Source organism: Rhodanobacter sp. C05, from assembly GCF_002001165.1.
GTDB lineage: Bacteria > Pseudomonadota > Gammaproteobacteria > Xanthomonadales > Rhodanobacteraceae > Rhodanobacter.
The window spans coordinates 373,447-398,810 of record NZ_MUNQ01000005.1 but is presented as its reverse complement, the minus strand read 5'-3'; the positions used below and the strand labels follow the sequence as shown (position 1 = coordinate 398,810).

Genomic DNA, 25,364 nt, shown 5'->3' with positions numbered 1-25,364 from the left:
TCATGATGGGGCCGCATTGATGCGCATCAGTGTCGCCGTGATCACCTACAACTGGCCTGCGGCACTGGAGCTGGTGTTGCGCGCATTGGCTGCGCAGAGCGAGCTGCCTTTCGAAGTCATCGTCACCGACGATGGTTCGCAGCCGGCGACGCGCGAACTGCTCGAACATGTGGCGGCGGACTATCCGGTGCGTCTGGTATACCTGTGGCAACCCGACGACGGCGCGCGCATGAGCCGGGCACGCAACCGTGCGATTGCTGCCGCGCAAGGCGACTACATCATCCTGCTCGATGGCGACATGGTCGCCGAGCGCCATTTCATCGCCGACCATCGCACGTTTTCGCGCCAGGGCTGCTTTGCGCAGGGCTCACGCGTGCTGACCGATGCCGGACTGACTCGCCGCATGCTGGAACACGAGCTGGTCATGCCGGGCTTTTTCAGTCGTGGTATCGAGCGGCGGCGGCACACGCTGCGCATGCCGCCGCTGGCGCACTGGTATGCACGACCAGGCAGCAAGCGGCGGGGCATCAAGAGCTGCAATATGGCGTTCTGGCGTGACGACCTGCTGCGTATCAACGGATTCAATGAGGCCATGACCGGCTGGGGTCGCGAGGATACGGAACTGGCGGCGCGCGCTTTTCACGCGGGGTTGCTCCGGCGTGACATCCGCTTCAGCGCACTGGCAACGCATCTTTATCATCACAGCCGCAAGCATGTCGTCGACAATCCCAACGATCGCATCGTGGACGATACACGGGCGCGCCAGCTGATTCGCTGCGGGCTCGGCGTCGATCAGCACCTGGCTGAGTTTGTGGTGGCGCCGGCCGATTTCCGCACTGTCGCGCGTACCGGCATCCCTGCTCAGAGCAACTGACGCAGGGCGGCGTCTAACCGAACCGCGAAACCTGTCTCATTCGAGGTGAACCAGTTGCGCGCGTGTTCGCCCAAGGTCGTATGTTCGGATTCGGGCATCTGCATCAGGCGCTCGACGGTGGCTTCCAGGGCTGTTTCGTCGAAGCGATGCAGGGTCGTCATATTGAACGGGCGGGTGTCGGCAGTGCGCACCAGCATGCCGCGTTCGGTGGTGACCAGTTCGTTCATCGGGGCCGCATCGCAGGTGACCACGACGGCCTTGCAACTCATCGCCTCGACGATGTAATGCCCCCAGCCCTCGGTTTCCGACAGGCATAGATGGAACCGGTGCGAATTCTGCAGATTCCGGATTTGCCGGATGTCGTTCAGATAGCCTACCTGGTGCTCGATGTTGGCGGGAGTCGGGCCGGGCGCAGGAATGGCCGTCTTTGGCGATTGCAGCAACAACAGTTTTGGCCATTCCGGATGGCGCCGCCACAGCGCGAGCAGGCGCTGCGTACCCTTCATCCGGCTGGCACCGGCCAGATGCAGGAAGGCGGCCTGTCGCGGGATAGTGTCGTCCAGGCAATCGCTGCTGCGGAAGCCGATATGGATGGCACGACAACCGCGCGCATTGAACAGGTCAACGCCGTAATGGGTCTTGCACAGGATGGCGTCGAAGCGCGTCAGATAATGCTGGCTGCGTGGTGACAGCCACTCCGGATTCGGCACCAGCAGATTCAGCCGGGCCAGCCCGAAATAGCAGGGACGCACGTGCTCCAGTGCGATGTTCACATCGAACAATTTCGGTTGGCGGCCACCGCTGCGCAGCCGTTGCCACAGCATGCGAAAGTACATCGGGATGCTTTTCCAGCGACCATCCTGCCGATGCGGGCCGAGCCGGGTCACATGCACCTGATGGCCGAGGGCAGCAAGCGCCTCCGACAACAAACGGATGTCGTGACTGAGTCCGCGCTGATTGTCCCAAGCGAGCAGGTTGATACGGGCCATGGAGGATCGACGGTCAGCGGGGTGACGTGTAGCGCAGCTGCCGGCCGATACCGACCGCCAGGCCCAACACGAGGAACAGATAAAGCGACTGCGGCATGGCCCGATAAAACACATTGTCGCTGAACGCACATAGAGCGTACATGCCGATCACCATCAGCCCGCCAACGGCAGATGCGGCAATCGACTCCTGGGGGTGGTTGGCATGCCGGGCGAAATAGGCCAGCGGAACACCGAGGAACAGCAACAGCACGAGGAGGGCAGGCAAGCCGCCGGCGAACATGGATTCGAGATATTCGCTGTGCGGGTGCACGTATTTGGCGATCGCGGGGTCGGCATGACCAAGGGCGACCTGATGGCGGACGTAGGGACCAAATTGCTCCAGGCCATTGCCGGTCAACGGGTGTTCGAGGAAGGCCTGCCACGAGACTCTCCACATTTCCAGCCGCTCGCGGATTGCGATGGCGGCGGGGGAGTCATCGGTACTGTAGCTGCGGATGTCTGTGGATACGGCAGCGAGCCGATCGACCATCTCCCTGTGCAGGGTGGTGGTAACCGCAAGCATGCCAGCCACGGTCACCACAAACAGGACAAGCATGCGTCGCCACAAATGCGAGCGCACCGCATACCAGAGCATCAGTCCGAGGTAGATCGGGGCAAACGCCAGCAGCGGGCCACGGCTCTGGGTCAGCACGGCGCCGTACAGGCCGACCACCACAGCCACGATATGCAGCGTGCGATCGTTGCGACTGGTATCCCTGCGCAGCGCCTGCAGCATCGACAGCAGCACCAGAATCAGCACGAACATGGCGAATTCGACCGCCGCCCAGTCGCCACCGTTCAGGCCGGCCGGCCGATCAACGCCCTGCGCATAGCGCTGGAACAGGCAGGTAACGCCAAGCAGCAGCGTAGTCAGGCTGAAGCCGATGGCGACCACGCGCTCGCGCAAAGGCAACGCAAACACGGCGGCGACAGCCAGAAACAGCAGTGTTTGCGCCGGCAGACCGATGGTGCCCCAGTCCAGGTGATGCCCGAGAAAGTTGCCGATGTCGTACAGCAGCCGCAGTGCGCAGACGACGGCGACTGGCCACGCAAGGCGATAGTTGAAACGGATGTCCTTGCGCATGATCAGCAGGGCGACGCTGGCCAGAAACAGCGCGATCATCGGTATGAGCTTGATGCGCGATGCCACGGCAAAACATGCCGGCATGATGGCTACAAGTACGGAAAGCGCCCAGATTCGCCACGTAACGGAATCTGCGCGTACATCGTCAACCTGTCGAACCAATCGAGAACTCCCTTTCTGGCCATGCTACGAGGCCAGCGGGATGCGGTGGCGGGCGTACATGACACTGTAACAAGCTTAAGCTTGGCAGTGTGAACATAGTCTGGCGGTTGCGATGGGGCTTCAGGGCGTGTCGTCGGCATCCTCGCTGTCACTCACGTTCGGTACGCAACCGGGCACCACCGCATCGGCCTTGAACATCCACCATTCGCGACGATTGGCATGGCCGACATAGGTGGCATGCTGGCGATTCACGCAGGCACCCATGGCTTCGTCCAGGCTGAAGATCCAGCGCTGGGCAGGGTCATTTCTCTGCCAAGCCACCGCTTCGGCGTATTGCTGTGACCAGGGGGCGAGGAAGCCGAATTCCGCTACCGGTCCATCTGCCATCAGCAGGTTCTGTTCTTTCCACGCAAGCAGGCCGATGGTTGCGTCGGGCCCGGCGATGGCGCGCGCATGCAGCATCACATCGCGCGCCGAGCGGTCGCCATTGAGCATCGGATATCCCCACAGGCCGTAGGTGGCCCACAGGATGAAAGCAAACAGCAGCCAGCCCAGGGCGGCGTGACGCACACGCGTGACCGCGACGATGAGCAGGCCGGCCAACCCGGTGCCAAGCAGCAGCCACCAGATCTGCGGGGCCACGCTTTGTTCGATCTTCACGGCCCAGACCGGGTGTCGATGGAGCGCGAGCAGGGCGACGACGGTCAGTGCCGTCGCGAGCAGCAGAGTCAGGGCAAGCACCGCCAGTCGCACACGGTGTTGGCGTAGCAGGCCGGGCAGCAGGGGTGCCAGCGCCAGCGCGGTGATCGGCAGCGCGGGCAGGATGTAGACATCGCGCTTGCCCGGGCTCAACGAGAAGAACAACAACAGCAGCGCAATCCAGCCCAGCGGCAGCAGGAAGCGCGCGTCGCGTCGCTTCAGCCGGCGCCACCATGCCGGGAGCGCCCACGGCAGCAGCAGCGACAACGGCAGCCAGTCGACCACGATGATGCCGAGGAAATAGAACGGCGAATGGATATGCCCGGTCGGTGTCGCGTAGCGATGCACGGTCTGCCCGAACAGGATGTTCTGCACATATTCGGCATGCTGCGGATCGCCGTCGGCGCGTGCGATCAGCAGCATCGGCAACAGCCACGCCAGGATCGGCACCAGGAACAGCGCCAGCCCACCGGCCCAGCACCAGCCATCGGGCGGCAGTGCCAGGCGATGCCAATGGCCACGACGGGCGACCAGGTAGGGGATCAGCATCAGCAGTGCCAGCACGCCGACGCCCTTGGTCACCACGCCGACACCGGCGAAGAAGCAGCCCACGGCAAACCAGCGCCACGACGGCCCCAGCAGCAGATGGCGCAGCAGGCCGTAATTTGCCAGGGTGATCCAGCCCAGCAGCAGCGGATCGATCTGCGCGTTGCGCATCTGATAGCTGAAATGGATGGTCACCAGCAGCGTGGCCGCGGCGAGCAGGGCGCTGCGGTGGTTCCACAAGCGGCATGACAGATCGTAGACCAGCGCCAGCGCGGCCAGTGCGGCGGCCAGCGAGGGCAGCAGGAACGCTACCCGCCAGGATCCGGTGAGCAGATAGGCCAGTGCCTGCAACCACATGAACACGGGCGGCTTGTCCGGGTACAGCTCGTGGCCGCGATGCGGAAACAACCACTGACCGTGCTCAACCATCCAGTGTGCCACCAGCGCGAAGCGCGGCTCGTCGGATGGCCAGGGATCGCGCAGGCCGATGCCGAGGCCGAGCAGCAGCAACGCGAATACACCGAACAGCAGCAGTTCCCGGCGGGCGCTACTCAGCCACAGCGGACGTGCGTGGGGAAGAGGTATGCAGAATTTCACGGGTCGGGTGGTTTCTGTCAGCAGACGGCCAATGTTGCCAAGCATAGCCCGGTGGCTGCGAGTCATTCGCGCCAGGGCCCGGCGGTGTGAACAGGGTGCTGTGACCGGCTAAGGATTGGCTTAGGAGCGCTTCTGCAGCACCGCGTAATACATGCCGTCGAGGTCACCATCGCCGGGCAGTATCTGCCAGCCTACCGTCGCGGCATGACCTGCCGGCAGCGTAAACGCCACAGCTTGCGCATCCGGCTGGGTAGCCAGCAGCTCGCTGACGATCGCTTCGTTTTCCGCGCGCAGCACCGAGCAGGTGATGTAGACCAGCAGGCCACCCGGCGCCAGCAGCGGCCACAGCGCCGACAGGATCCGGCGCTGCTGCTCGTGCATGGCAGCGATATCGCTTTCGCGTCGATGCAGCCGCACATCGGGCCGCCGCCGCAACACGCCGGTGGCCGAACACGGCGCATCAATCAGGATGCGGTCGAATGGCTGGCCCTTCCACCAACCCGCAGTTGCGCCGGCATCGCCGATCACCACCTTGGCATTCAGCCGCAGCCGCATCAGGTTCTGGCGGATTCGTTCGGCGCGCTTGGGATCGAACTCGAGAGCGGTCAGGTCGATGTCGGCACGCTCAAGCAGGTGGCAGGCCTTGCCACCGGGAGCAGCGCAGGCATCGAGTACACGCAGACCGTCCTTGAGGTCGGCCAGGTCGGCAGCGACCTGCGCGGCGCCGTCCTGCACGGCAAACAGGCCATCCTCGAAACCAGGCAGGCGGGTGACGTCAGTGCTGTGTGGCAGCAACAGGGCGTCGCTAAGCCAGGGATGGGCCGTGACCACCTGGCCGGCACCTTGCAGCAGATCGATCAGGGCTTGTCGCTCGCTGCGCTGGCGATTCACGCGCAGCATCAGCGGCGGTTCGCGGTTGTCGGCAGCCATCACCGTCTCGGCCAGTTCGGGCCAGTCGCGTTGCAGGGCCGCGGCCAGCCACGCCGGATGTGCGTGGCGGGTCTGCGGCCTGGCATCGAGTTGGGCGACCAGGGTTTCGCGTTCGCGTTGCCAGCGACGCAATACGGCATTGACCAGTCCGGCCAGCTGCGGCCGCTGCAATGAGCGCACCGCCTCGACGGTTGCTGCCACTGCCGCGTAGTCCTGCAGCTCGAGGATTTCCAGCTGGACCAGGCCCAGTACCAACAAGGCGTGGATGGCGGGATCCTTGTGACGCAGGGACTTTTCCAGCAGGCCGTCGATGGCGGCATCGAAACGCAGCCACCAGCGGGCGCCTTCGCTCAGCAAGGCCATCAGCAGCGCGCGATCGCGCGGATCAGCCAGGCGTGGCGCGTTGCGCTCCATCACATCGCGCAGCGAGGCGCCACGCAAGGCGACTTCGGCCAGCCCCTTGGCCGCCAGTGCGCGGGTATCGGTTTTCATCGGACGTGCTTCATCGTGGCTGGCGCAGTTCGGGGCGGGCGTTGAGGTAGTCGACCGCGCCGATGCGCTTGCCGCCGGCACGCTGCAAGGCGGTGACGCGCAGTGCGCCGTGGCCGCAGGCGAGGTCAATGCCGTCGCGCCCGGCGGCGAGTACGTCACCGGGCGCAGCGTGATGATCGAATTCGATCGCCTGCGCGGCCCAGATCCGCAAGGGCTCGCCGGCGATCTCGCCTTCGGCGACGGGCCACGGATCGAAGGCGCGCACCTGGCGTTCCAGCTCGACCGCAGGCTTGTTGAAATCGAGTTTCGCTTCGGCCTTGTCCAGCTTGTGCGCGTACAACACACCTTCTTCCGGTTGCGGCGTGGCGGTCAGCGTCTCGCCAGCCAGTACCCGGCGCAGGCCTTCAGCAAGTACTTCGGCGCCCAGCATGGACAGGCGATCGTGCAGCGAGCCGCCGGTATCCTCGCGGACAATCGGGGTGCGTCGCTGCAGCAATACCGGGCCAGTATCCAGACCAGCTCCCATCTGCATCAGCTCGACACCGCTTTCGCTGTCGCCGGCAAGGATCGCGCGCTGGATCGGCGCAGCACCACGCCAGCGAGGCAGCAGGCTGGCGTGCACGTTCCAGCAACCCAGACGTGGAATCGCCAGTACCTTGCGCGGCAGGATCAGGCCATAGGCGACTACCACCAGCAGGTCGGGCCGGTATGCTGCAAGGACCTGCTGCGCTTCGGCAGACTTGAGTGATTCGGGCTGTTCGACCACGATGCCAGCGGCCAGAGCGGCCTGCTTGACCGGGCCCGGGGTGAGCTTGCGGCCGCGGCCCGCGGGGCGATCGGGCTGGGTATAGGCAGCCACCACCTGGGCGCCACTGGCGCGGCAGGCTTCGAGGCAGGAGACGGAAAATTCCGGGGTGCCGGCGAAGACCAGCCTCAAACCTGAGCTATTCAAGCACTCGCCGCCTGCTTGCGTTGCTTGTCCAGCCGCTTCAGCAGCAACGCGCGTTTCAGCGATGACAGGTAGTCGACGAACACCTTGCCATCCAGATGATCCAGCTCATGCTGGATGCATACCGCCAGTGGCCCTTCGGCCTCGACAATGATTTCCTTGCCGTCGACATCCTGCGCCTTCACCTTCACCTGCAGGGCGCGGGTGACGTCGGCGTACAGGCCGGGGAAGGACAGACAGCCTTCCTGGTAGACCTGCGAACCATCCTTTTCAAGGATCTGTGCATTGATCAGCGCCAGCGGCTGCTTGCGGTCATCGCTCATGTCGGCCACCAGCACACGCTGGTGCACATTGACCTGGGTCGCGGCCAGACCGACGCCATTGGCGGCATACATGGTTTCGAACATGTCGGCGACGAACTGCTTCAGTTCGGCGTCGAACACGCGCACCGGCTCGGCGCGGGTACGCAGGCGCGGGTCGGGGAATTCAAGGATGGAAAGTATGGACATGGATTTCACCTCGGCGCCAAAAATGCGGGCGGTTTGGTAAAAGCCACCCCCGGCGCGATCTAGAATGTGCCTTATTGTACGTCGGCAAACATCCGAGCGCAGACGATTTTTGCCAACTGAAACCTGTTGCGCGCATTAACCATTCGGTTACACTCGACCGAGCTCTGGGGAAGGGGGATTCCCGCCAATGATCAGAAAGCTATTCGTCTTGCTGGCCGGCATGCTGGTTACCGTGGCTGTGTACGCGGCCGGTGCGCAACTGCGAGCCAATCATCCCGATTCCTACACCGTGCGCCGCGGCGACACTCTGTGGGCAATCTCCGCCAAGTTCCTGGCCAAGCCTTGGCTTTGGCCGGAGATCTGGCAGGCCAATCCACAGGTGCGCAACCCGCATCTGATCTACCCCGGTGACGTGCTCAACCTGTCCTTCATCAATGGGACGCGGCTGCGACTGGAACCAGGCGTGCACCCTGAGGGCGAGGCTGTGCCGGCGATTCCGCTGTCCCAGTTGAAGATGTTCCTCAAGGACATGCGGGTGATGGATTCCAATACCGTCAGCTCGGCGCCTTATGTGGTGGGCCTCGAGGAAGCGCGCCTGCGCGGCACGGTGGGTCAGAACATCTACGTACGCGGTCTGCAGGGTGAGCCCGGTCAGCGCTGGGCGATCGTGCGGCCGACCCACGTGTTCCGCGGCTTCGATCAGAACGATGCGGGCAAGGCGGATCTGGTCGGCCATGAGCTGGACAGCAATGCGGCCATGGTCAATGCGCCATGGGATGAAGAAACCCGCAACGACGGGCACTATGGCTTCGGCGGCGATCTTGGTCTCGAGGTCAGTGTGATCGGCACCGCCGAGACGCTGCGCATGGGCGATCCGTCGACTCTGCTGCTGCTCGACGCGACCATGGAGATTCGCAGTGGCGACCGCATCATGCCGGTCGACGACACACCATACGATCCTTATTACTATCCGCATCCGCCTAAGTCGGTGCCGGGCAATGCCAAGGTGGTAGCTTTTGCCGACGCGATGGACGCCGCGGGTCCGCATCAAGTGGTGGTGCTGTCGATTGGTGCCAGGGACGGGGTCGACAATGGCCAGACGTTCTCCATTTCCGAGCCCGGTGAGACCATCCACGACGACGTCGCCAGCAACAGCTGGAATCGCGGCGTCGGCAAGACGGTCACATTGCCGGACGAGTATGTCGCTCATGTGATGGTGTTCCGCACCTTCGACCGGGTCAGTTATGGCTTGGTGATGGACGGCTTGCGTCCGGTACATGTCGGCGGTCGTTTGACCATGCCCCAGTAACCAACCAGCCACTGGTTTCGGCACTTTCCTACAGCACGGCGCGGCCACCACCGCGCCGTTTCTGTTTGTGGCTGCTCATTAAACTGCGAAGCATGGATCAGCAATGCATGGATGGCACGGACGAGTTGCGCGCGTGGCTGATCGCATTGCGGACGCCAGGGCTTGGCCCAGGCGGGCTGCGCGAACGGTTGACGGCGGCTGGCGGGGACATAGAGATCGTGCTGGCGCGCCTGCGTCGCGACGCTTGGGGGCTCGGTGAGCTTGCGCGGACATGGCTGGCGCAACCGGATGAAGCACGGCTCGCGACCGATCTGGCCTGGCTGGCCGCGCCGGGCCATCGCCTGTTGCGTTGTACCGAGGCAGATTTTCCGCCGCAGCTGGAGAACATCCCACAGCCGCCGGCTGCGTTGTTCGTGGCCGGTGATGCCAGCCTGTTGCTGTTTCCGCAGGTGGCTATCGTGGGTGCGCGCAATGCCAGCGCAGCTGGACTGGCACATGCTCGGGCATTCTCCCGGGCATTGGTACAGGCGGGTCTCGCAATCACCAGCGGCATGGCCGACGGCATCGACGGTGCCGCCCATGCGGCGGCACTGGATGCTGGTGCGGCGACGCTGGCGGTGGTGGGTACAGGGCCGGACCGGGCGTATCCGCGGAAGCATCATGGGCTGGCGCGGCGCATTGCCATGCATGGCGCATTGGTCAGCGAGTTTCCGCCCGGCACGCCAGCGCGTGCGGATCATTTTCCACGGCGCAACCGGCTCATTGCCGGCCTTGCACTGGGTACGCTGGTGATCGAGGCCGGGTTGCAGTCTGGTTCCCTGATTACTGCACGACTGGCCGGAGAACAGGGACGCGAGGTGTTCGCGCTGCCCGGTTCCATCCATAATCCGCTTGCCCGCGGTTGCCATCGTCTGATTCGGGAGGGTGCGCGGTTGGTCGAAAGTGCTACCGAGATCGTCGAGATCCTGGCGCCGGCAGCACGTTTGCTGGGTGACGAACTGGCTGCCCGACTGGGGGCGGAAACGGGTCATGGGATGGCTGGGGCGCCGGCGGAGAAGAAGCCCGCGAGTTGTTCATTCCAATATTCCGAAAATCCCGAATATAGGCAGCTTTTGCTCGAACTTGGCTATGAACCGGCGACGTTGGACGAACTTGTTCAGCGTACTGGACAGTCCGCAGCAGCGTTGTCCTCGATGCTGTTGATGCTGGAACTGGGGGGCCGGATCGAGAGCCTGCCAGGCAATCGCTACCAGCGTTTGCCGAACGGATCCGTTGCCGACTGAGGTGCTTGCGCGGCATGGCATGGCCGTGTCGCAAGTGGCCCGGGCTTGACAGTCGTTGGCACGGCATGGTTTCAACTATATATATGTCCGGCGCCACAAGCGCTGGTGGTTCGCTTCCGGAAATCCCGCTTCATGGCAAAAAACCTGCTTATCGTCGAATCACCGGCCAAGGCCAAGACGATCAATAAATACCTCGGCAAGGACTTCCAGGTCCTCGCCTCCTACGGTCACGTACGTGACCTGAAGCCGAAGGAGGGCGCGGTCGACACCGAGCACGGTTTCACCATGGCCTACGAGATCATCGAGCGCAACGAGAAGCACGTCGATGCAATCGCCAAGGCAGCCAAGCTGGCCGACGACATCTATCTGGCGACCGACTTGGATCGCGAAGGCGAGGCGATCAGCTGGCACATCAGCGAGATCCTGAAGGAGCGAGGCCTTACCAAGGGCAAACAGCTGCATCGGGTGGTGTTCTCCGAGATCACGCCGAAGGCGATCAAGGCGGCGGTGGCGGCGCCACGCCAGCTCTCGCACGACCTGGTCGACGCGCAGCAGGCGCGCCGCGCGCTGGACTACCTGGTTGGCTTCAACCTGTCGCCGGTGCTGTGGCGCAAGGTGCAGCGCGGCTTGTCCGCCGGTCGCGTGCAGTCGCCGGCGCTGCGCATGATCGTCGAGCGCGAGGAGGAGATCGAGGCGTTCAAGGCGCGTGAATACTGGACCATCGAAGCGCAGCTGAAGCACGCCGATGGCGATTTCACCGCGCGCCTGAGCAGGCTCAACGGCAAGAAGTTCGAGCAGTTCGACCTCACCAACGAAGCCGATGCGCAGACTGCGCGGGATGCGCTGAAGCAGGCTGCACATGGCCGCCTCACCGTCAGCGACGTCGGCTCGAAGGAGCGCAAGCGCCGTCCGGCCGCACCATTCACAACTTCCACGTTGCAGCAGGAAGCCGCGCGCAAGCTCGGCTTCACCACCAGCCGCACGATGAAGGTGGCGCAAGGTCTGTACGAAGGCGTGGCGCTCGGTGATGAGGGCAATGTCGGCCTGATCACCTACATGCGTACCGATTCCACCATGCTCGGTGACGATGCGCTGGCTGAATTGCGCCAGCTGATCGTGCGCGATTTCGGCGCTCACGCTCTGCCGGACGCGCCGCAGGTCTACAAGACCAAGTCGAAGAACGCGCAGGAAGCGCATGAGGCGATCCGGCCGACCTCGGCGATGTACACGCCAAAAGCGGTCGCCGGCTTCCTCAACGATGACCAGCGCAAATTATACGAGCTGATCTGGAAGCGCACCGTCGCCTGCCAGATGATCCACGCCACGCTGAACACGGTATCGGTGGAGTTCGCCCTGCGTGATGTGACCGGCGGCGACGCCTCGTTCCGCGCCAGCGGCACCACCGTGATCGATCCGGGCTTCCTCGCCGTGTACGAGGAAGGTCGTGACCAGAAAACCGAGGAGGACGAAGACGAAGGCCGTCGCCTGCCGCGGCTGGCGGTGGGCGAGCAGGTGCCGCTGCACGAGATCGCCGCCGACCAGCATTTCACCGAGCCACCGCCGCGCTATTCCGAAGCGAGCCTGGTCAAGGCACTGGAAGAGCACGGCATCGGGCGTCCGTCGACCTACGCCAGCATCATCCAGGTGCTGCAGAACCGCGAGTACGTCTTGCTCGACAGCCGCCGCTTCAAGCCCAGTGACGTCGGCCGTGCGGTCAGCAAGTTCCTCACCGCGCATTTCACCCGCTACGTCGACTACGACTTCACCGCGAAGATGGAAGACGAACTCGATGCGGTCAGCCGTGGCGAGGAAGCCTGGGTGCCGCTGATGGAGCGCTTCTGGCTGCCGTTCAAGCAGCAGGTGGACGAGAAGACCGAGTCGGTCGATCGCAACGAGGCTACCGGTGCGCGCGAACTCGGCAGCGATCCGAAAACCGGCAAGCCGGTGTCGGTGCGGCTGGGCCGGTTCGGACCGTATGCCGCGATCGGCACCAAGGATGACGAGGACAAACCCACCTTCGCCTCGCTGCGTCCTGGTCAGAGCATGCATACGCTCACCCTGGCCGAGGCGCTGGAGCTGTTCAAGCTGCCGCGCCAGCTCGGACAGGCCGAGAACGGCGACGAAGTGATGGTGGGTGTCGGTCGCTTCGGTCCGTTCGTGAAGCAGGGCAGCACCTATGCCTCGCTCAAGGCCGAGGACGATCCGTACACGATCGAACTGCCACGAGCACTGCAGATCGTGCAGGAAAAGCTGGAGATGCTGGCGAACCGGTTGATCCTGGATTTCGGCAACGGTGTGCAGGTATTGAACGGCCGCTACGGCGCGTACATCACCGATGGCGAGAAGAACGCGCGCATCCCGAAGGAGCAGGAGCCGAAGGAGCTGACCGAGAAGCAGTGTCTCGAGCTGCTGGCCGCGGCGCCGGTAAAGAAGGGTCGCTTCGGCAAGAAGACCGCGGCGAAGAAGGTGGCGGCAAAGAAGGCGCCGGTCGCGAAAAAGGCTGCCGCCAAGAAGACCGCCACGAAAAAGGTCGCGAGCAAGAAGACTGCCGCGAAAAAAACCACCGCCAAAAAGACGGCTGCCAAGAAGGCTGCCGTGAAGAAGGTGGTGGCGAGCAAAGTCGGCGCCTGAGTGCTGCGCCGGTTCACCCTTGCCGAACTGGATGCTGCCGCCGGGCTGTTGCACGGCGGTGGCGTGCTGGCGTACCCCACCGAAGCAGTATTCGGCCTCGGCTGCGATCCACACGATCATGCCGCGTTCGAGCAGCTGTTTGCGCTGAAGCAGCGACCATCCACGCAGGGCGTGTTGCTGATCGCTGCCGAGTTCGCTCAGGTCGAGCGTTACATCGACCTCGCCGTCGTACCACCAAACGTGCTGACACAGGTGCTGGCGAGCTGGCCGGGGCCGCATACCTGGGTCTTTCCACGCACGGCCGAGGTGCCGGCCTGGGTCGTCGGCGACCATGCAGGCATCGCGTTGCGGGTCAGTGCGCACGAGCCGGTAGCTGCGCTTTGCCGGGCCTTTGGCGGCGCCCTGGTGTCGACCAGTGCCAACCCGCACGGCCATCCGTCGGCGCGTTCGGTGACGGCGGTGTGTGACTACTTCGGTGATGCGCTGGATGGTGTGCTGGATGCGCCCTTGGGCGGCCAGTCCAGTCCGACCATGATCCGGGATGCGCTGTCGGGCGCTATCATCCGTGGCTGAACGTCCAGGGGACGCGCCGGATCGAAAGTCGCCATGCGACAGCTGAACCGCTGCGGGACGACCACCGCTGCCATTCACGCCACCGTTCATCCGCGCGCGCGATGCTGTTCCCCTGGTGCAACGAATCGATAAGTCGTCAGGGAGACCGTACGTGGCCATCGTTTACGACACTTACCAGCGTGAGGCGCCGTCGCGGTTGCCGTTGCTGAGCGCCGCCGATCCGGCTCGGGTGCTGGCATGGCGCAATGGCCATGCCGTGAGCGCCGCGCAGTTTATGGCGCATGTGCATCTTGTGGCTGCCAGATTGCCCGTGGCCACGACTGCCGTGAACCTGTGCGAGGATCGTTACGCTTTCCTGGTGGCGTTCTGTGCGATCGTGCTGCGCGGCCAGACCAACCTGCTGCCTTCATCCCGTGCGCCGCAGGCGGTGGATGAGGTGATGGCGACCCATCCGGGTTGCTACGCGCTGGGCGAGCAAGCGCTGGATCCAGCTCCGCACGGTTACCGCCAGTTGCCATCCCTGGAGGAGATCGCGGTGCCAGTCGACGCGGATGCGACATGGCCGCTGATTCCGGCCGACCAGGTGGTGGCGATCGGTTATACCTCCGGCTCCACCGGCATGCCCAGCGAAAACCGCAAGACCTGGCACAGCTTCCATGCCAGCAATGCCGGCAATCTGGCGATGCTGCAGGCGGCCGTCGGGTCGCATTTCACGGTGGTCGCCACTGTGCCGTCGCAGCACATGTACGGCATGGAGATGTCGGTGCTGCTGCCGTTGCTCAGTGAAGTCAGCGTGCATGCAGGGCGGCCGTTCTTTCCGGCCGACGTGGCTACCGCGCTGGCAGCGGTACCAGCGCCAAGGGTACTGGTGACCACACCGGTGCATCTGCGCGCGCTGGTCGAGTCGGGCATTGCGCTCCCGCCGATCGCGGCGATGGTCTCGGCCACGGCGCCGTTGCCGGTCGAACTGGCAACGGCTGCCGAGCGCTGCTTTGGTGCGCCGCTGTTGGAGGTGTTCGGTTCCACCGAGACCTGTGTCTTCGCCAGCCGTCGCCCTACGGTGGACGAAGATTGGTTGCTTTACGACGGCGCCATCCTGCATCCGCAACCGGATGGCACGGCGGTCGAGGCGCCGCAATTGACGGCACCGATCACTCTGGCCGATATCGTCAGCCTGTCGGACGGTGGACGCAGATTCCGCCTGCGTGGCCGACATGCCGACATGCTGGAGATCGCCGGCAAGCGAGCCTCGCTCAGTGATCTCAGCCGTCGCCTGCTGGCGATTCCCGGGGTAGAGGACGGCGTGGTGTTCCAGCTCGATGGCGGCGATGCGCTCGGCATTCATCGGATTGCCGCGTTGGCAGTGGCACCAGGGCTGGACGAGCATGTGATCCTTGATGCGTTGCGCCGCGCGATCGACCCGTTGTTTCTGCCGCGCCCGTTGCGTCTGGTAGCCGCCTTGCCTCGCAACGAGACCGGCAAGCTGCCGCGGGCGGCGCTGCTGGAGTTGTTGCAGCATCACGACTGAAGGCCGGTGGCGGCGTTGCGCGGGTAATCCGTCGCAACCGCTACAATGCGCGCCTGCGCTGCGTGGCGCATGGGTGGTTTTTGGAGTGCAGGCATGAAGGTTCTGGTGATCGGCAGCGGCGGGCGCGAGCACGCCTTGGCGTGGAAGCTCAGGCAGTCGTCGCAGGTCGACGAAGTGATCGTGGCTCCCGGCAATGCCGGCACCGCGCATGAGCCGGGCGTGCGTAATGCCGATGTTGCGATGGACGATCTCGATGGGCTGCTGCAGCTGGCCAAGCGCGAAAAGATCGGGCTGACCGTGGTCGGCCCCGAGGTGCCGCTGGTGGCTGGCGTGGTCGACCGCTTCCGTGGCGCTGGGCTGCGCATCTTCGGCCCGCGCGCGATTGCCGCGCAATTGGAAGGCTCCAAGGCGTTCGCCAAGGACTTCCTGCAACGCCACAACATTCCCACCGCGCGCTATGCGGTATTCACCGATCTGAATCCGGCGCTTGCCTATGTGCGCCAGCACGGCGCACCGATCGTGATCAAGGCCGACGGTCTCGCCGCCGGCAAGGGCGTGGTGGTCGCGCTGACCCTGGCCGATGCCGAGCTGGCATTGCGCGACATGCTTGGCGCGCACAGTTTCGGCGATGCTTCGGCGCGGGTGGTGATCGAGGAATTCCTCGATGGCGAGGAGGCCAGTTACATCGTGATGAGCGACGGCAGCCATGCGCTGCCGATGGCCTCGAGCCAGGATCACAAGCGTCGTGACGAAGGTGATCTGGGGCCCAATACCGGTGGCATGGGTGCGTATTCGCCTGCACCGGTGGTCACGCCCGAGGTGGAGCAACGCATCCTGCGCGAAGTGATTGAACCGACCCTGCACGGGATGGCGGCCGAGGGTGCGCCGTTCATCGGTTTCCTGTATGCCGGCCTGATGATCGACAAGGCCGGCAACCCGAAGGTGATCGAGTTCAACGTACGCTTCGGCGATCCGGAAACCCAGCCGATCATGCTGCGGCTGAAATCCGATCTGGTCGAACTGATCGATGCTGCGCTCGACGGTCGGCTGGAACATACCCAGGCACGCTGGGACATGCGTCCGGCCATCGGCGTGGTGATGGCTGCCGGCGGTTATCCCGGCAGAGTGCGCAGTGGTGATGTGATCGATGGCCTGGAAACCGTCAGCCACAGCGACAGCAAGGTTTTCCACGCGGGTACCCGGCTCGATGGGCAGGGTCGCGTCGTCACCGCAGGCGGACGCGTGTTGACCGTGTGCGCGCTGGGCCGCGACATCGCTGCCGCCCGCGAGCAGGCCTATAACGCAGTCAGACAGATCCATTACGAAGGAGCCTTTTGCCGTCGTGACATCGCGTACCGGGCCCTGCATCGTCAGTAAGGCTGGTGTGCCAGCCGGTGAATCGGCCACCACGAGCGGCAGTATTTCGATTCGCGGTCAGCCATGCAGGAATTTGCGTACGCCTACGCATGGTAGGCCATTGGCTGGGTTGACTTTTCTGCGCAGAGCCTTTTGGGCTATGCTAGGAACTTCCCCCGCGTAGAGCCGCGGCGCACAGGCGCCTGACAGCTTTCGTGCTTGCTTTCACGTTTGATGAGGTTTTCCCATGCGCAAGACGGTTTTGTCGCTGATGTCGGTTGCAACGTTGGCATTGGCCGGCTGCAACAACGCTCCTTCCACGTCGCCATCGACGGACGCAGCCTCCTCCACCTCGACTGACACGGCAGTGGCCACCAAGGTTGCCAATGAGGTGAGCGGCACGATCTCGGTGCGTGGACCCGTCCAGCCCTCGGCCAATGCCCAGCTGGTGATCAACCTGGCTGACGTATCGTCCGATGCGGCGGGCGCTGCTCCGCTGGCGAGCAAGACCTCCCCGGCAGGTACCTTCCCGCAGCCGTTCCAGCTGACCTTCAACCCGGCCGATGTGAAGCCGGATCACCTCTACGTGGTGAAGGTTGTCGTGACCGACGGTGATCGTCATTTCGTGATGCCGATCCAGGCACCGGTGCTGGCCAAGGGCAACAAGAATGACGGCGTGTCGATCGAACTGATCGCCGAACAGACCCAGGGCGAGAAGGTGCTGGCGGCGTTCACTGCGGATCAGAAGCAGCTGGGTGCGATGAAGGTCACCCATGGCACCAAGCTTGAGCCGAATGCCTCACGTGGCTGGCAGTTGTTCCGCCAGGCGGGCGAGATACAGTTCATCCGTGAGCTGGTCGATTACGGCGACAAGGGTTTCACCAGCACCGATTACGCCTACAAGGATGGCAAGGTGTGGGCGGTCGTGCAGCAGACCATGGCCAACAGTGGTGCGAAACCAAGCTCGATCGATCGCGCCGGCTGGAGCGACGACGGCACGCTGGTGCTGAAGCAGCACGAGGTGGGCAGCGACGTGCAGACGCTGGATGACGACATGGCAGCAAAGCTGCACAGGCAGGCGATGGACATCCTCAGTCTGGCGACGAACGGCAAGAACAAGTAAACCAGTCGTCTCCGCCAAGCTGGATATGAAAAGGCCGTCCGCGCAAGCGGACGGCCTTTTTGCCGTGCGGGATGTACGGATCAGAAGCCGATCTTGAAGCCCATGTTGACGCTGTTGTATTTCTGGCTGTTGTCGCTGAAACGGCCGCTGTAACCGATCCAGCTGGTCACGTTGGGGGTGAGCTGGGCGGACAGGCCTATGCTGGCGGTACCCCAGGTCTTGTCCGGTACGAAGCCGGCCAGCGCGAACGAGCCGTTCATGGTGGTCAGGTCGGTGTCGATCTCGCGTGGATCGGCCTTGCTGTCGCGGTTCCAGGCCAGTTCGACATAGGGCGCCATGACCAGGTTGCTGACCTGCCACTGCCCTTGCAGGCGCCAGCCCAGGGTGGAGATCAGAGCCTCGCGATGCTGGCTGCCGAACCACATGGCGGTCGCATCGCCGCTGGTTTCGCGGTAGCTGTCGACATCAATGTCCTGCCACTCCAGATTCGCGTAGGGGCCGGTCTTCAGACTGTTCGTGAGGTCAAACCACCAGCCGCCATTGAGCCCGACACCACGGTGGGAACCGTCTGTGCTGCCGTTCTCGGTCGTGCGAGCGGCGCCGATCTGGAAGCTGCGCTGGATATCGTCGAAGCTGGACTCGCCGTAGCTGGCATAACCCCCGACATAGCCGCCACCGGAGTGCCAGGTCACATAGCCCAGCCCGGAATAGTCTTTCAGGGTATAGCCGCCGTCACCGGACATGCCGGCATTGTTGTGGGCCATGCCGAAGGCGAGGCCGGCGGAGAGATTGTCGCTGGGCTTCATGTCGTAGCCCACGGTGAAATTCAGATTGTTGCTGTCGGTTTGCGGCGAGCTGCTGCTGCCATCAAAGCGCTGCTGGGCATAGTCGATGTTGACGAAGGCACGTTGGGTGGCACCCAGGCTGTCTTTCAGCATCTGGTCGCGCAGGACGCCTGCCTGTTCGGTGGCAGCAGCCAGCGGCGCTTCACCGAGCAGCGAGGCTTGGCCGGGCGCGGCCAGTTCCGACAGCACCACCTGCGCCAGCATGGCGTGAGCGGCGGTCGTCGGATGCACGCCATCGGCAAACAGATAGGTCTGATCCGCACCCGGCGCGACCAGGGTGCTGCCATCGCAATCGTGCGAGCTGGAGGTGGTGCAGGCCGGTGTGCTGATGTTGGTGAAACCGTACTTGGCGGGATCGGCCACCACCTGTTCGAACAAGGCGTAGGTATTGACCGCGAGCGTGTGCGAACCGAGTCCGGCATTCAGGGTCTGGTTGTAGGACTGCGACACGCCGGTAAGGAAAGTTTCAATGCCCGGCACCAGTGCTTCATCCTGGTGCGCCGAGGGCGTATCCCCGATATTGGGCAGATTGAACACCACCAGATAATTTGCGCCAGCCTGCTTGAGCTGGTTGATCAGTACCAGCTCCTGCGTGGCGGCGGCATTGATGTTGGTGGTCGCTTGTGCAGCGGTCTCACCGGCACCGGCGATGATGGTGCCGATGCCGTACTGGGTGGAGTGGTAGAAGATGTCGTTCGCGCCGCCCCAGACCATGTAGAGGCTGTTCGGATCGGCCTTGGCGCCATTGGCGAGATAGCCGGTGACCTGCTGGGTGATGGTCGGGATCGATGGATCGGGACCATCATCATCGGTGATCACGCCAGCGCCGCCATAGGCATAGTCACTGCCGCCCACACGCGAGGGCTGCAAGTTGAAGCCGTAGTGGCCGGCTACGATTTGTACGGTGACTTCACCTGGATTGGTGGTGAACTTGGAGTATTCGTTGAGCGAGCTCGAAAAGAACTGGCCCGTATCGCTCAGGCTGTCGCCGAACACCACGACGTTGTCGAACGGCGCGCTCCCGGCCGCCTGCGCCGTAGTGGCCAGAAGCATGGCGGCGGCGATCGCCGAGACCAGATGACGTGTGCGAAGCATGTGCTGACTCCCCGGAAAGGCGGCCCATGAGAGCCGCGTAACAAGGGCGTAACAATATCGGAAAACGTGCGGGTGCGCATGGTCAGGCGCACCATCTGTCTCCGCTCCGGACGTCAGTTCTTGCGTGCCCGTGCAAATGCATCGGCCAAGGCGTTTCCACCCGGCGCCGGGGCTGATTGTCCGCCGGTACCGATGCGCGCCGTGGGACGTGGATCGCGCTGGCCTCGCGGTGTGGTGTCACTACCTGCAGCCGGCCGGCCGCGTGCCTGTCCGGGTTCATCATCCAGTCGCATGCTCAGGCCGATGCGCTGGCGCGGCAGATCGATCTCCATCACCTTGACCTTGACGATGTCGCCGGCCTTCACCGCATCACGCGGGTCCTTCACGAAGGTATGCGACAGCGCGGAGACGTGCACCAGGCCATCCTGATGCACGCCGATGTCGACGAACGCACCGAACGCGGCGACGTTGGTGACGCGGCCTTCGAGGATCATGCCGGGCTTGAGGTCTTTCACGTCTTCGACGCCCTCGGCGAAGCTCGGCGCGACGAATTCCGGGCGCGGATCGCGGCCGGGTTTCTCCAGTTCCTTCAGGATGTCGCGCACGGTCGGCACGCCGAACTTCTCGTCGGTGAACTGCTCGGGTTTCAGACCGCGCAGGAAGCTGCTGTCGCCGATGATGTTGCGTACCTCGCGGCCGCATTGCGCAATGATCCGTTCGACCACGGGATAGGCCTCGGGGTGCACCGCGCTGGCATCCAGCGGGTTGTCGCCGTTTGGCACGCGCAGGAAGCCGGCGCACTGCTCGAAGGCCTTGTCACCCAGGCGCGGCACTTTGAGCAGTGCCTTGCGATTGGCGAACGGGCCGTTGGCATCACGGTGCTTCACCACGTTCTCCGCAACCGACGCGGACAGGCCGGCGACACGTGACAGCAGTGCAGCAGACGCGGTGTTCACGTCCACACCGACCGCGTTGACGCAATCCTCGACGCGCGCATCCAGCGCGCGCGCCAACTTGATCTGGTTCACGTCGTGCTGGTACTGGCCGACGCCGATCGCCTTCGGCTCGATCTTCACCAGTTCGGCCAGCGGATCCTGCAGCCGGCGCGCGATGGAAACAGCGCCGCGCAGACTCACGTCCAGCTCGGGAAATTCCTTGGCCGCGATTTCCGAAGCGGAATACACCGAGGCGCCGGCTTCACTCACCACGATCTTCGACAGCTTGGCGTCGGGCAGCTTCTTGATCAGCTCGCCGGTCAATTTGTCGGTTTCGCGCGAGGCGGTACCGTTGCCGATCGCGATCAGATTCACACCGTGTTGCTTGCACAGTTTCGCCAGCGAGATCAGCGACTCGTTCCATTGCCGGCGCGGCTCGTGCGGATAAATGACGTCGGTCGCGAGCAGCTTGCCGGTGGCATCGACCACAGCCACCTTGACGCCGGTGCGAATACCCGGGTCCAGGCCCATCACCGTGCTCGCGCCGGCCGGTGCGGCCAGCATCAGGTCCTTCAGGTTGTCGCCGAACACGCGGATCGCTTCGTCCTCGGCGCCTTCACGCACGCGGCCGAACAGGTCGAGGGTGAGGTGCAGGTGCAGCTTCACGCGCCAGGTCAGGCGCACGGTTTCGCGTAGCCACGCATCGGCGGCGCGGCCGCGGTTGTGGATATGGGCGTGCGCGGCGACACGGCCTTCGCCTTCGAGGTGGCCTTGTTCGCTGTCTGCCGCTGGTGCGAGTTCCAGTTCGAGGATGCCTTCGTTGCGTGCACGCATCAGCGCCAGCAGGCGGTGCGAGGGAATCTTGCCGACCGGTTCGACGTGGTCGAAGTAATCGCGGAACTTCGCACCCTCGTTCTCCTTGCCTTCGACCAGCCTGGCGCGGATCTGCCCTTGCGCCCACAGCCAGTCGCGCAGCTCGCCAACCAGGTGCGCATCTTCGGCGATCGATTCCATCAGGATCGCGCGTGCGCCATCGAGCGCGGCGCGCACATCGGCCACGCCTTTCTCTGCATCGACAAACTTTTCAGCGAAAGCCTCAGGTGTCAGCGTGGGATCCTCGCGCAGGCCCAGCGCCAGCGGCTCCAGTCCCGCCTCGCGCGCAATTTGCGCCTTGGTACGGCGCTTGGGTTTGTACGGCAGGTACAGATCCTCCAACCGTGCCTTGGTGTCGGCGGCGAGGATGTCGCCCTTCAACGCGTCGCTCAGCTTGCCCTGTTCCTCGATGCTGGCGAGGATCGCGCTGCGGCGGTCCTCCAGCTCACGCAGGTAATACAGGCGCTCTTCCAGCCGACGCAGCTGGGTGTCGTCGAGACCGCCGGTGACTTCCTTGCGGTAGCGCGCGATGAACGGCACGGTGGCGCCGCCGTCGAGCAGGTCGACGGCCGCGTGAACCTGTTCGGGTTTGGCAGCGATGTCCTGGGCAATGCGTTGTTCGATACTGAGCATGAGGGGTTTTCAATTCCTTGCGGCGGCGCATGGTGCCGATTGAATGGATCAAGCCGCCGATCATAGCAAGCGGCCCCATGTGTGCCGGCATCGAGCGCGGACATGAAAACGGCGCCGCGACCACCGTCGCGACGCCGCGGGTGCTGAACAGGGATCAGGCGTTGAACGAGCTTCCGCCACCTGCCGAGGGCTGTGCGGGCTTGAACTCGCTGGCACGGCCGTTCAGTACCAGGGTGCTGCCGATCATGTCATGCAGACCCTGCTTGCGCTGGGTCCAGGCGACCATCAGGAAGCCGATGCAGAGCATCAGGCCACTGAGGAACTTGGCCGCATAACGCCCCAGCGCACGGCCAAAGCCGATGCGATTGCCGTCCAGGTCGGTGACCCGGATACCCAGCGCGAGCTTACCGATGCTGGCCTGCCACGCCGAGCTTTCGCAAATGGCGAAATACAGCCAGCCCATCACGAGGCCCACGAGCATCGCCGGCCACATGCTGGCGTAGAACTGCTGCTGCGCAGCCAGCATGGCGTGCGGATCGCCGGCGCCGTTGATGACCGCCTGCTGCAATGCCTGTTTCGCCGCGTCCATGCCGAACGCCTTCTGGATCAGCAGCTGCGGGAAATACAGGATGATCGCATCGAGGATATAGGCGGCCACGCGCTTCCAGAAACCGGCATAGTCCTCGAGTGCCGCGGCCGTGGTCTGCGGCAGCGCTTGCAGCGGCGCAGTGGGCGCTGAATAAGGATTGTTGGCTGGCGGTGGCGTGCTGCGCACTTCATCAGGAAACAGCACGGACAGCGGCTGCCAGTCGGCGAGGCCTTCATACCAGGCCAGATCGTCGCGGCTGACCTGGCCGCTACGCAACCATTGGCGTACATCCGTTTCCTTGTACGGGCCGTGCCGTTCGCCGTCCCGACCGATCCAGATTTCCATCGTGCACACTCCCCATGCTGGTCAAAGTGGGCATGATGCCATGAGTGCCGATAGATGCTGCATGCCACTCGTCACTGCGGTATGCGGAGAAGGATTCAGGCGGCGTGGCGCTTCAGGTGCACCAGCAGCAGGGAGATCGCGGCGGGCGTGACGCCGCTGACACGGGCAGCCTGGCCGACCGTCGCGGGCTGCGAACGCTTGAGCTTAAGCAGCACTTCGGCGGAGAGGCCGCGCACCTTGTCGTAGTCGAAGCTGACGGGAATCGCCGTATGCTCATGCCGGCGCTGGCGCTCGACTTCTTCGCGCTGACGTTCCAGATAACCGGAATACTTGGTCTGCACCTCGACCTGGGCGGCGACATCGTCGCGCTCCACGGCGGGGCCGAGTTCGGCGACGCTGGCAAGTTTTGCGTAGTCCAGTTCCGGTCGGCGCAGCAGATCCAGCGCATTGGTCTCGCGGCTTACGGCGATGCCGAGCTGGCGTTCGATCGCCGCACCGAGTGCATTGTTCGGCGCGGCCCACAGTGCACCGAGGCGTTGAGTCTCGCGCTCGACTGCTTCGCGCTTCGCCCGCAGCGCATCGAAGCGTACCTGCGGCACCACGCCCAGTGCATGGCCAGTTTCGGTAAGGCGCAGGTCGGCGTTGTCCTCGCGCAGGTGCAGCCGGTATTCGGCGCGCGAGGTGAACATGCGGTAGGGCTCGATGGTGCCGTTGCTGGTGAGATCATCGATCAGCACGCCCATGTATGCCTCGTCACGGCGTGGATACCACGGCGCCTTCCCCTTGACGGCGAGTGCCGCGTTCAGACCGGCGATCAGGCCTTGCGCGCCGGCTTCCTCATAGCCGGTGGTGCCGTTGATCTGGCCGGCGAAGTACAGACCGGGAATCGCCTTCGTCTCCAGCCACGGATTGAGCCCGCGCGGGTCGAAGTAGTCGTATTCGATCGCGTAGCCCGGACGTGTGATGTGGGCGTGCTCAAACCCCTTGATCGAGTGCACCAGCGCCAGCTGCACATCGTATGGCAGCGAAGTGGAGATGCCGTTCGGGTAGACCTCGAAGGTGTCCAATCCTTCCGGTTCGATGAAGATCTGGTGCGAGGACTTTTCGGCGAAACGCACCACCTTGTCCTCGATCGAGGGGCAGTAGCGCGGACCGACGCCTTCGATCTGGCCGGTGTACAGCGGCGAGCGGTCCAGCGCGCCGCGGATCAACTCATGCGTGCGCTCGGTGGTGTGGGTGATCCAGCAACTGATCTGACGCGGATGTTCGTCGCGCGTACCGAGATAGGAGAACACCGGTGCCGGATCGTCGCCGCGTTGCTCCTCGAGCTCGCTGAAGTCGATGCTGCGCAGGTCGATGCGCGGCGGCGTGCCGGTCTTCAGTCGGTCGGCGGCCACCGGCAGTTCGCGCAGTTTCTGCGCAAGCGTGCTGGCTGGTGGATCGCCGGCACGGCCACCCGCGTACTGCGCCGGACCGATATGGATCTTGCCGGCTAGGAAAGTGCCGGCAGTGAGTACCACCGCGTTCGCGCCGAACGACAGGCCCATCTGGGTCACCACGCCGGTCACGCGGCCGTGCTCGATGATCAGGTCGTCCACCGCCTGCTGGAACAGCTGCAGGTTCGGCTGGGTTTCGACGATATGGCGGATGGCGGCCTTGTAGAGCGCGCGATCAGCCTGGCAGCGGGTGGCGCGCACGGCCGGCCCTTTCGACGCGTTGAGCGTGCGCCACTGGATACCGGCGCGGTCGGCGGCTTGCGCCATCGCACCGCCGAGCGCGTCGATTTCCTTGACCAGGTGCCCCTTGCCGATACCGCCGATGGCCGGGTTGCAGCTCATCTGACCGATCGTCTCGATGTTGTGGCTGAGCAGCAGGGTGCGCGCGCCGGTACGTGCGGATGCCAGCGCAGCCTCGGTGCCGGCGTGGCCGCCGCCGATCACGATGACGTCGTAGTGGGTCGGATGACGCATGGGGTTGCCCTGGTCGTGCAATAAGTGACAAAACAGGTCGGTATGGTAACGCCATCAACACTTTGCGGTCTGGTACCAGTTGCTGGCATGTTTCCTGCTTTAAGAAAACCAGCACTTTCACGGGCAGACGCTGCGCGACTACGCGCGCCGAGATCGAACGGACAGGGGTTCGATCGCGTACCGGGAAAGGAAGCAAGACGGCACCCTTCGGGGTGCCGTCGTCTTTTGTGCGGCCGAAAGATTTTGTGAGGCCCAAAAGACAAGGCCCCGCGGCTGGTGGCCGCGGGGCCTTGTGCTGATAGATCTGGCGCCCGGCGGTCTCAGGAACAGGGGGAATCCAGGATGACCGTATTGCCGAGCGCCAGAAACCGGAATCTTGCTGGCGCAGACAGCTCGCGCTGTCGCG

The 25,364-nt window shown here is 64.1% G+C and carries 18 protein-coding genes; 8 read left to right on the top strand and 10 right to left on the bottom strand.

Going from position 1 to position 25,364, the window contains the following annotated elements; translation table 11 throughout:
- The first annotated feature begins 19 nt into the window (after positions 1–19).
- Entirely contained in the window at positions 20–874 is an 855-nt protein-coding gene (locus B0E51_RS01720; protein WP_077443085.1) for a glycosyltransferase, read from the top strand.
- On the opposite strand, the gene B0E51_RS01715 is transcribed toward B0E51_RS01720, so the two are convergent.
- The 6 genes from B0E51_RS01715 to def form a co-directional block, all read right to left on the bottom strand.
- Positions 862–1,863: a glycosyltransferase gene (locus B0E51_RS01715; protein WP_077443084.1), complete on the bottom strand. Its 1,002-nt coding sequence runs from the start codon at positions 1,861–1,863 to the stop codon at positions 862–864. The genes B0E51_RS01720 and B0E51_RS01715 overlap by 13 nt on opposite strands.
- Before the next feature lie 13 nt (positions 1,864–1,876).
- A complete protein-coding gene (locus tag B0E51_RS01710; protein ID WP_254424359.1) occupies positions 1,877–3,052 on the bottom strand; it encodes an O-antigen ligase family protein in 1,176 nt (391 codons plus the stop codon).
- A 216-nt stretch (positions 3,053–3,268) separates the two neighbouring features.
- Positions 3,269–4,990, bottom strand: a complete 1,722-nt coding sequence (locus B0E51_RS01705) for a glycosyltransferase family 39 protein (protein ID WP_254424358.1) — start codon at positions 4,988–4,990, stop codon at positions 3,269–3,271.
- Between the two features lie 120 nt (positions 4,991–5,110).
- Positions 5,111–6,412: a 16S rRNA (cytosine(967)-C(5))-methyltransferase RsmB gene (gene rsmB / locus B0E51_RS01700; protein ID WP_077443081.1), complete on the bottom strand. Its 1,302-nt coding sequence runs from the start codon at positions 6,410–6,412 to the stop codon at positions 5,111–5,113.
- A 10-nt stretch (positions 6,413–6,422) separates the two neighbouring features.
- Positions 6,423–7,349, bottom strand: a complete 927-nt coding sequence (fmt, locus tag B0E51_RS01695; RefSeq protein WP_174570582.1) for a methionyl-tRNA formyltransferase — start codon at positions 7,347–7,349, stop codon at positions 6,423–6,425.
- Positions 7,350–7,360: 11 nt separating this feature from the next.
- A complete protein-coding gene (def, locus tag B0E51_RS01690; RefSeq protein ID WP_077443079.1) occupies positions 7,361–7,870 on the bottom strand; it encodes a peptide deformylase in 510 nt (169 codons plus the stop codon).
- 187 nt (positions 7,871–8,057) lie between these two features.
- Between def and B0E51_RS01685 the strand changes: the two genes are divergently transcribed.
- The 7 genes from B0E51_RS01685 (at position 8,058) to B0E51_RS01655 (ending at position 17,673) form a co-directional block, all read left to right on the top strand.
- Positions 8,058–9,179 carry a LysM peptidoglycan-binding domain-containing protein gene (locus tag B0E51_RS01685; protein WP_077443078.1) on the top strand — a complete coding sequence of 374 codons (1,122 nt, stop codon included), beginning with the start codon at positions 8,058–8,060 and terminating at the stop codon, positions 9,177–9,179.
- Positions 9,180–9,286: 107 nt separating this feature from the next.
- Positions 9,287–10,462, top strand: a complete 1,176-nt coding sequence (gene dprA / locus B0E51_RS01680; protein ID WP_077443077.1) for a DNA-processing protein DprA — start codon at positions 9,287–9,289, stop codon at positions 10,460–10,462.
- 132 nt (positions 10,463–10,594) lie between these two features.
- The gene (locus B0E51_RS01675; RefSeq protein WP_077443076.1) at positions 10,595–13,093 is read left to right on the top strand and encodes a DNA topoisomerase I; all 2,499 of its coding nucleotides are present in this window, start codon (positions 10,595–10,597) and stop codon (positions 13,091–13,093) included.
- The gene (locus B0E51_RS01670) at positions 13,094–13,666 is read left to right on the top strand and encodes a Sua5/YciO/YrdC/YwlC family protein (RefSeq protein WP_077443075.1); all 573 of its coding nucleotides are present in this window, start codon (positions 13,094–13,096) and stop codon (positions 13,664–13,666) included. It begins immediately after the preceding gene.
- Positions 13,667–13,817: 151 nt separating this feature from the next.
- Positions 13,818–15,194, top strand: a complete 1,377-nt coding sequence (locus B0E51_RS01665) for an AMP-binding protein (RefSeq protein ID WP_077443074.1) — start codon at positions 13,818–13,820, stop codon at positions 15,192–15,194.
- 93 nt (positions 15,195–15,287) lie between these two features.
- Positions 15,288–16,571: a phosphoribosylamine--glycine ligase gene (purD, locus tag B0E51_RS01660; protein WP_077443286.1), complete on the top strand. Its 1,284-nt coding sequence runs from the start codon at positions 15,288–15,290 to the stop codon at positions 16,569–16,571.
- Positions 16,572–16,797: 226 nt separating this feature from the next.
- Positions 16,798–17,673, top strand: coding sequence for a DUF1481 domain-containing protein (locus B0E51_RS01655; RefSeq protein ID WP_077443073.1), 876 nt, complete (start codon positions 16,798–16,800; stop codon positions 17,671–17,673).
- Positions 17,674–17,753: 80 nt separating this feature from the next.
- Here the strand turns inward: B0E51_RS01655 and B0E51_RS01650 are convergent, their stop codons facing one another.
- From B0E51_RS01650 to mnmG, 4 genes are all read right to left on the bottom strand, one after another.
- Complete coding sequence (locus tag B0E51_RS01650) at positions 17,754–19,613, bottom strand: autotransporter domain-containing protein (protein WP_077443072.1); 1,860 nt, start codon at positions 19,611–19,613, stop codon at positions 17,754–17,756.
- 113 nt (positions 19,614–19,726) lie between these two features.
- Complete coding sequence (locus B0E51_RS01645; protein ID WP_077443071.1) at positions 19,727–22,054, bottom strand: Tex family protein; 2,328 nt, start codon at positions 22,052–22,054, stop codon at positions 19,727–19,729.
- Between the two features lie 154 nt (positions 22,055–22,208).
- On the bottom strand, positions 22,209–22,988 hold the full coding sequence (locus B0E51_RS01640; protein WP_077443070.1) for an RDD family protein: 780 nt from the start codon (positions 22,986–22,988) through the stop codon (positions 22,209–22,211).
- A gap of 95 nt (positions 22,989–23,083) precedes the next feature.
- Positions 23,084–24,958: a tRNA uridine-5-carboxymethylaminomethyl(34) synthesis enzyme MnmG gene (gene mnmG / locus B0E51_RS01635; protein WP_077443069.1), complete on the bottom strand. Its 1,875-nt coding sequence runs from the start codon at positions 24,956–24,958 to the stop codon at positions 23,084–23,086.
- Positions 24,959–25,364: the final 406 nt, after the last annotated feature.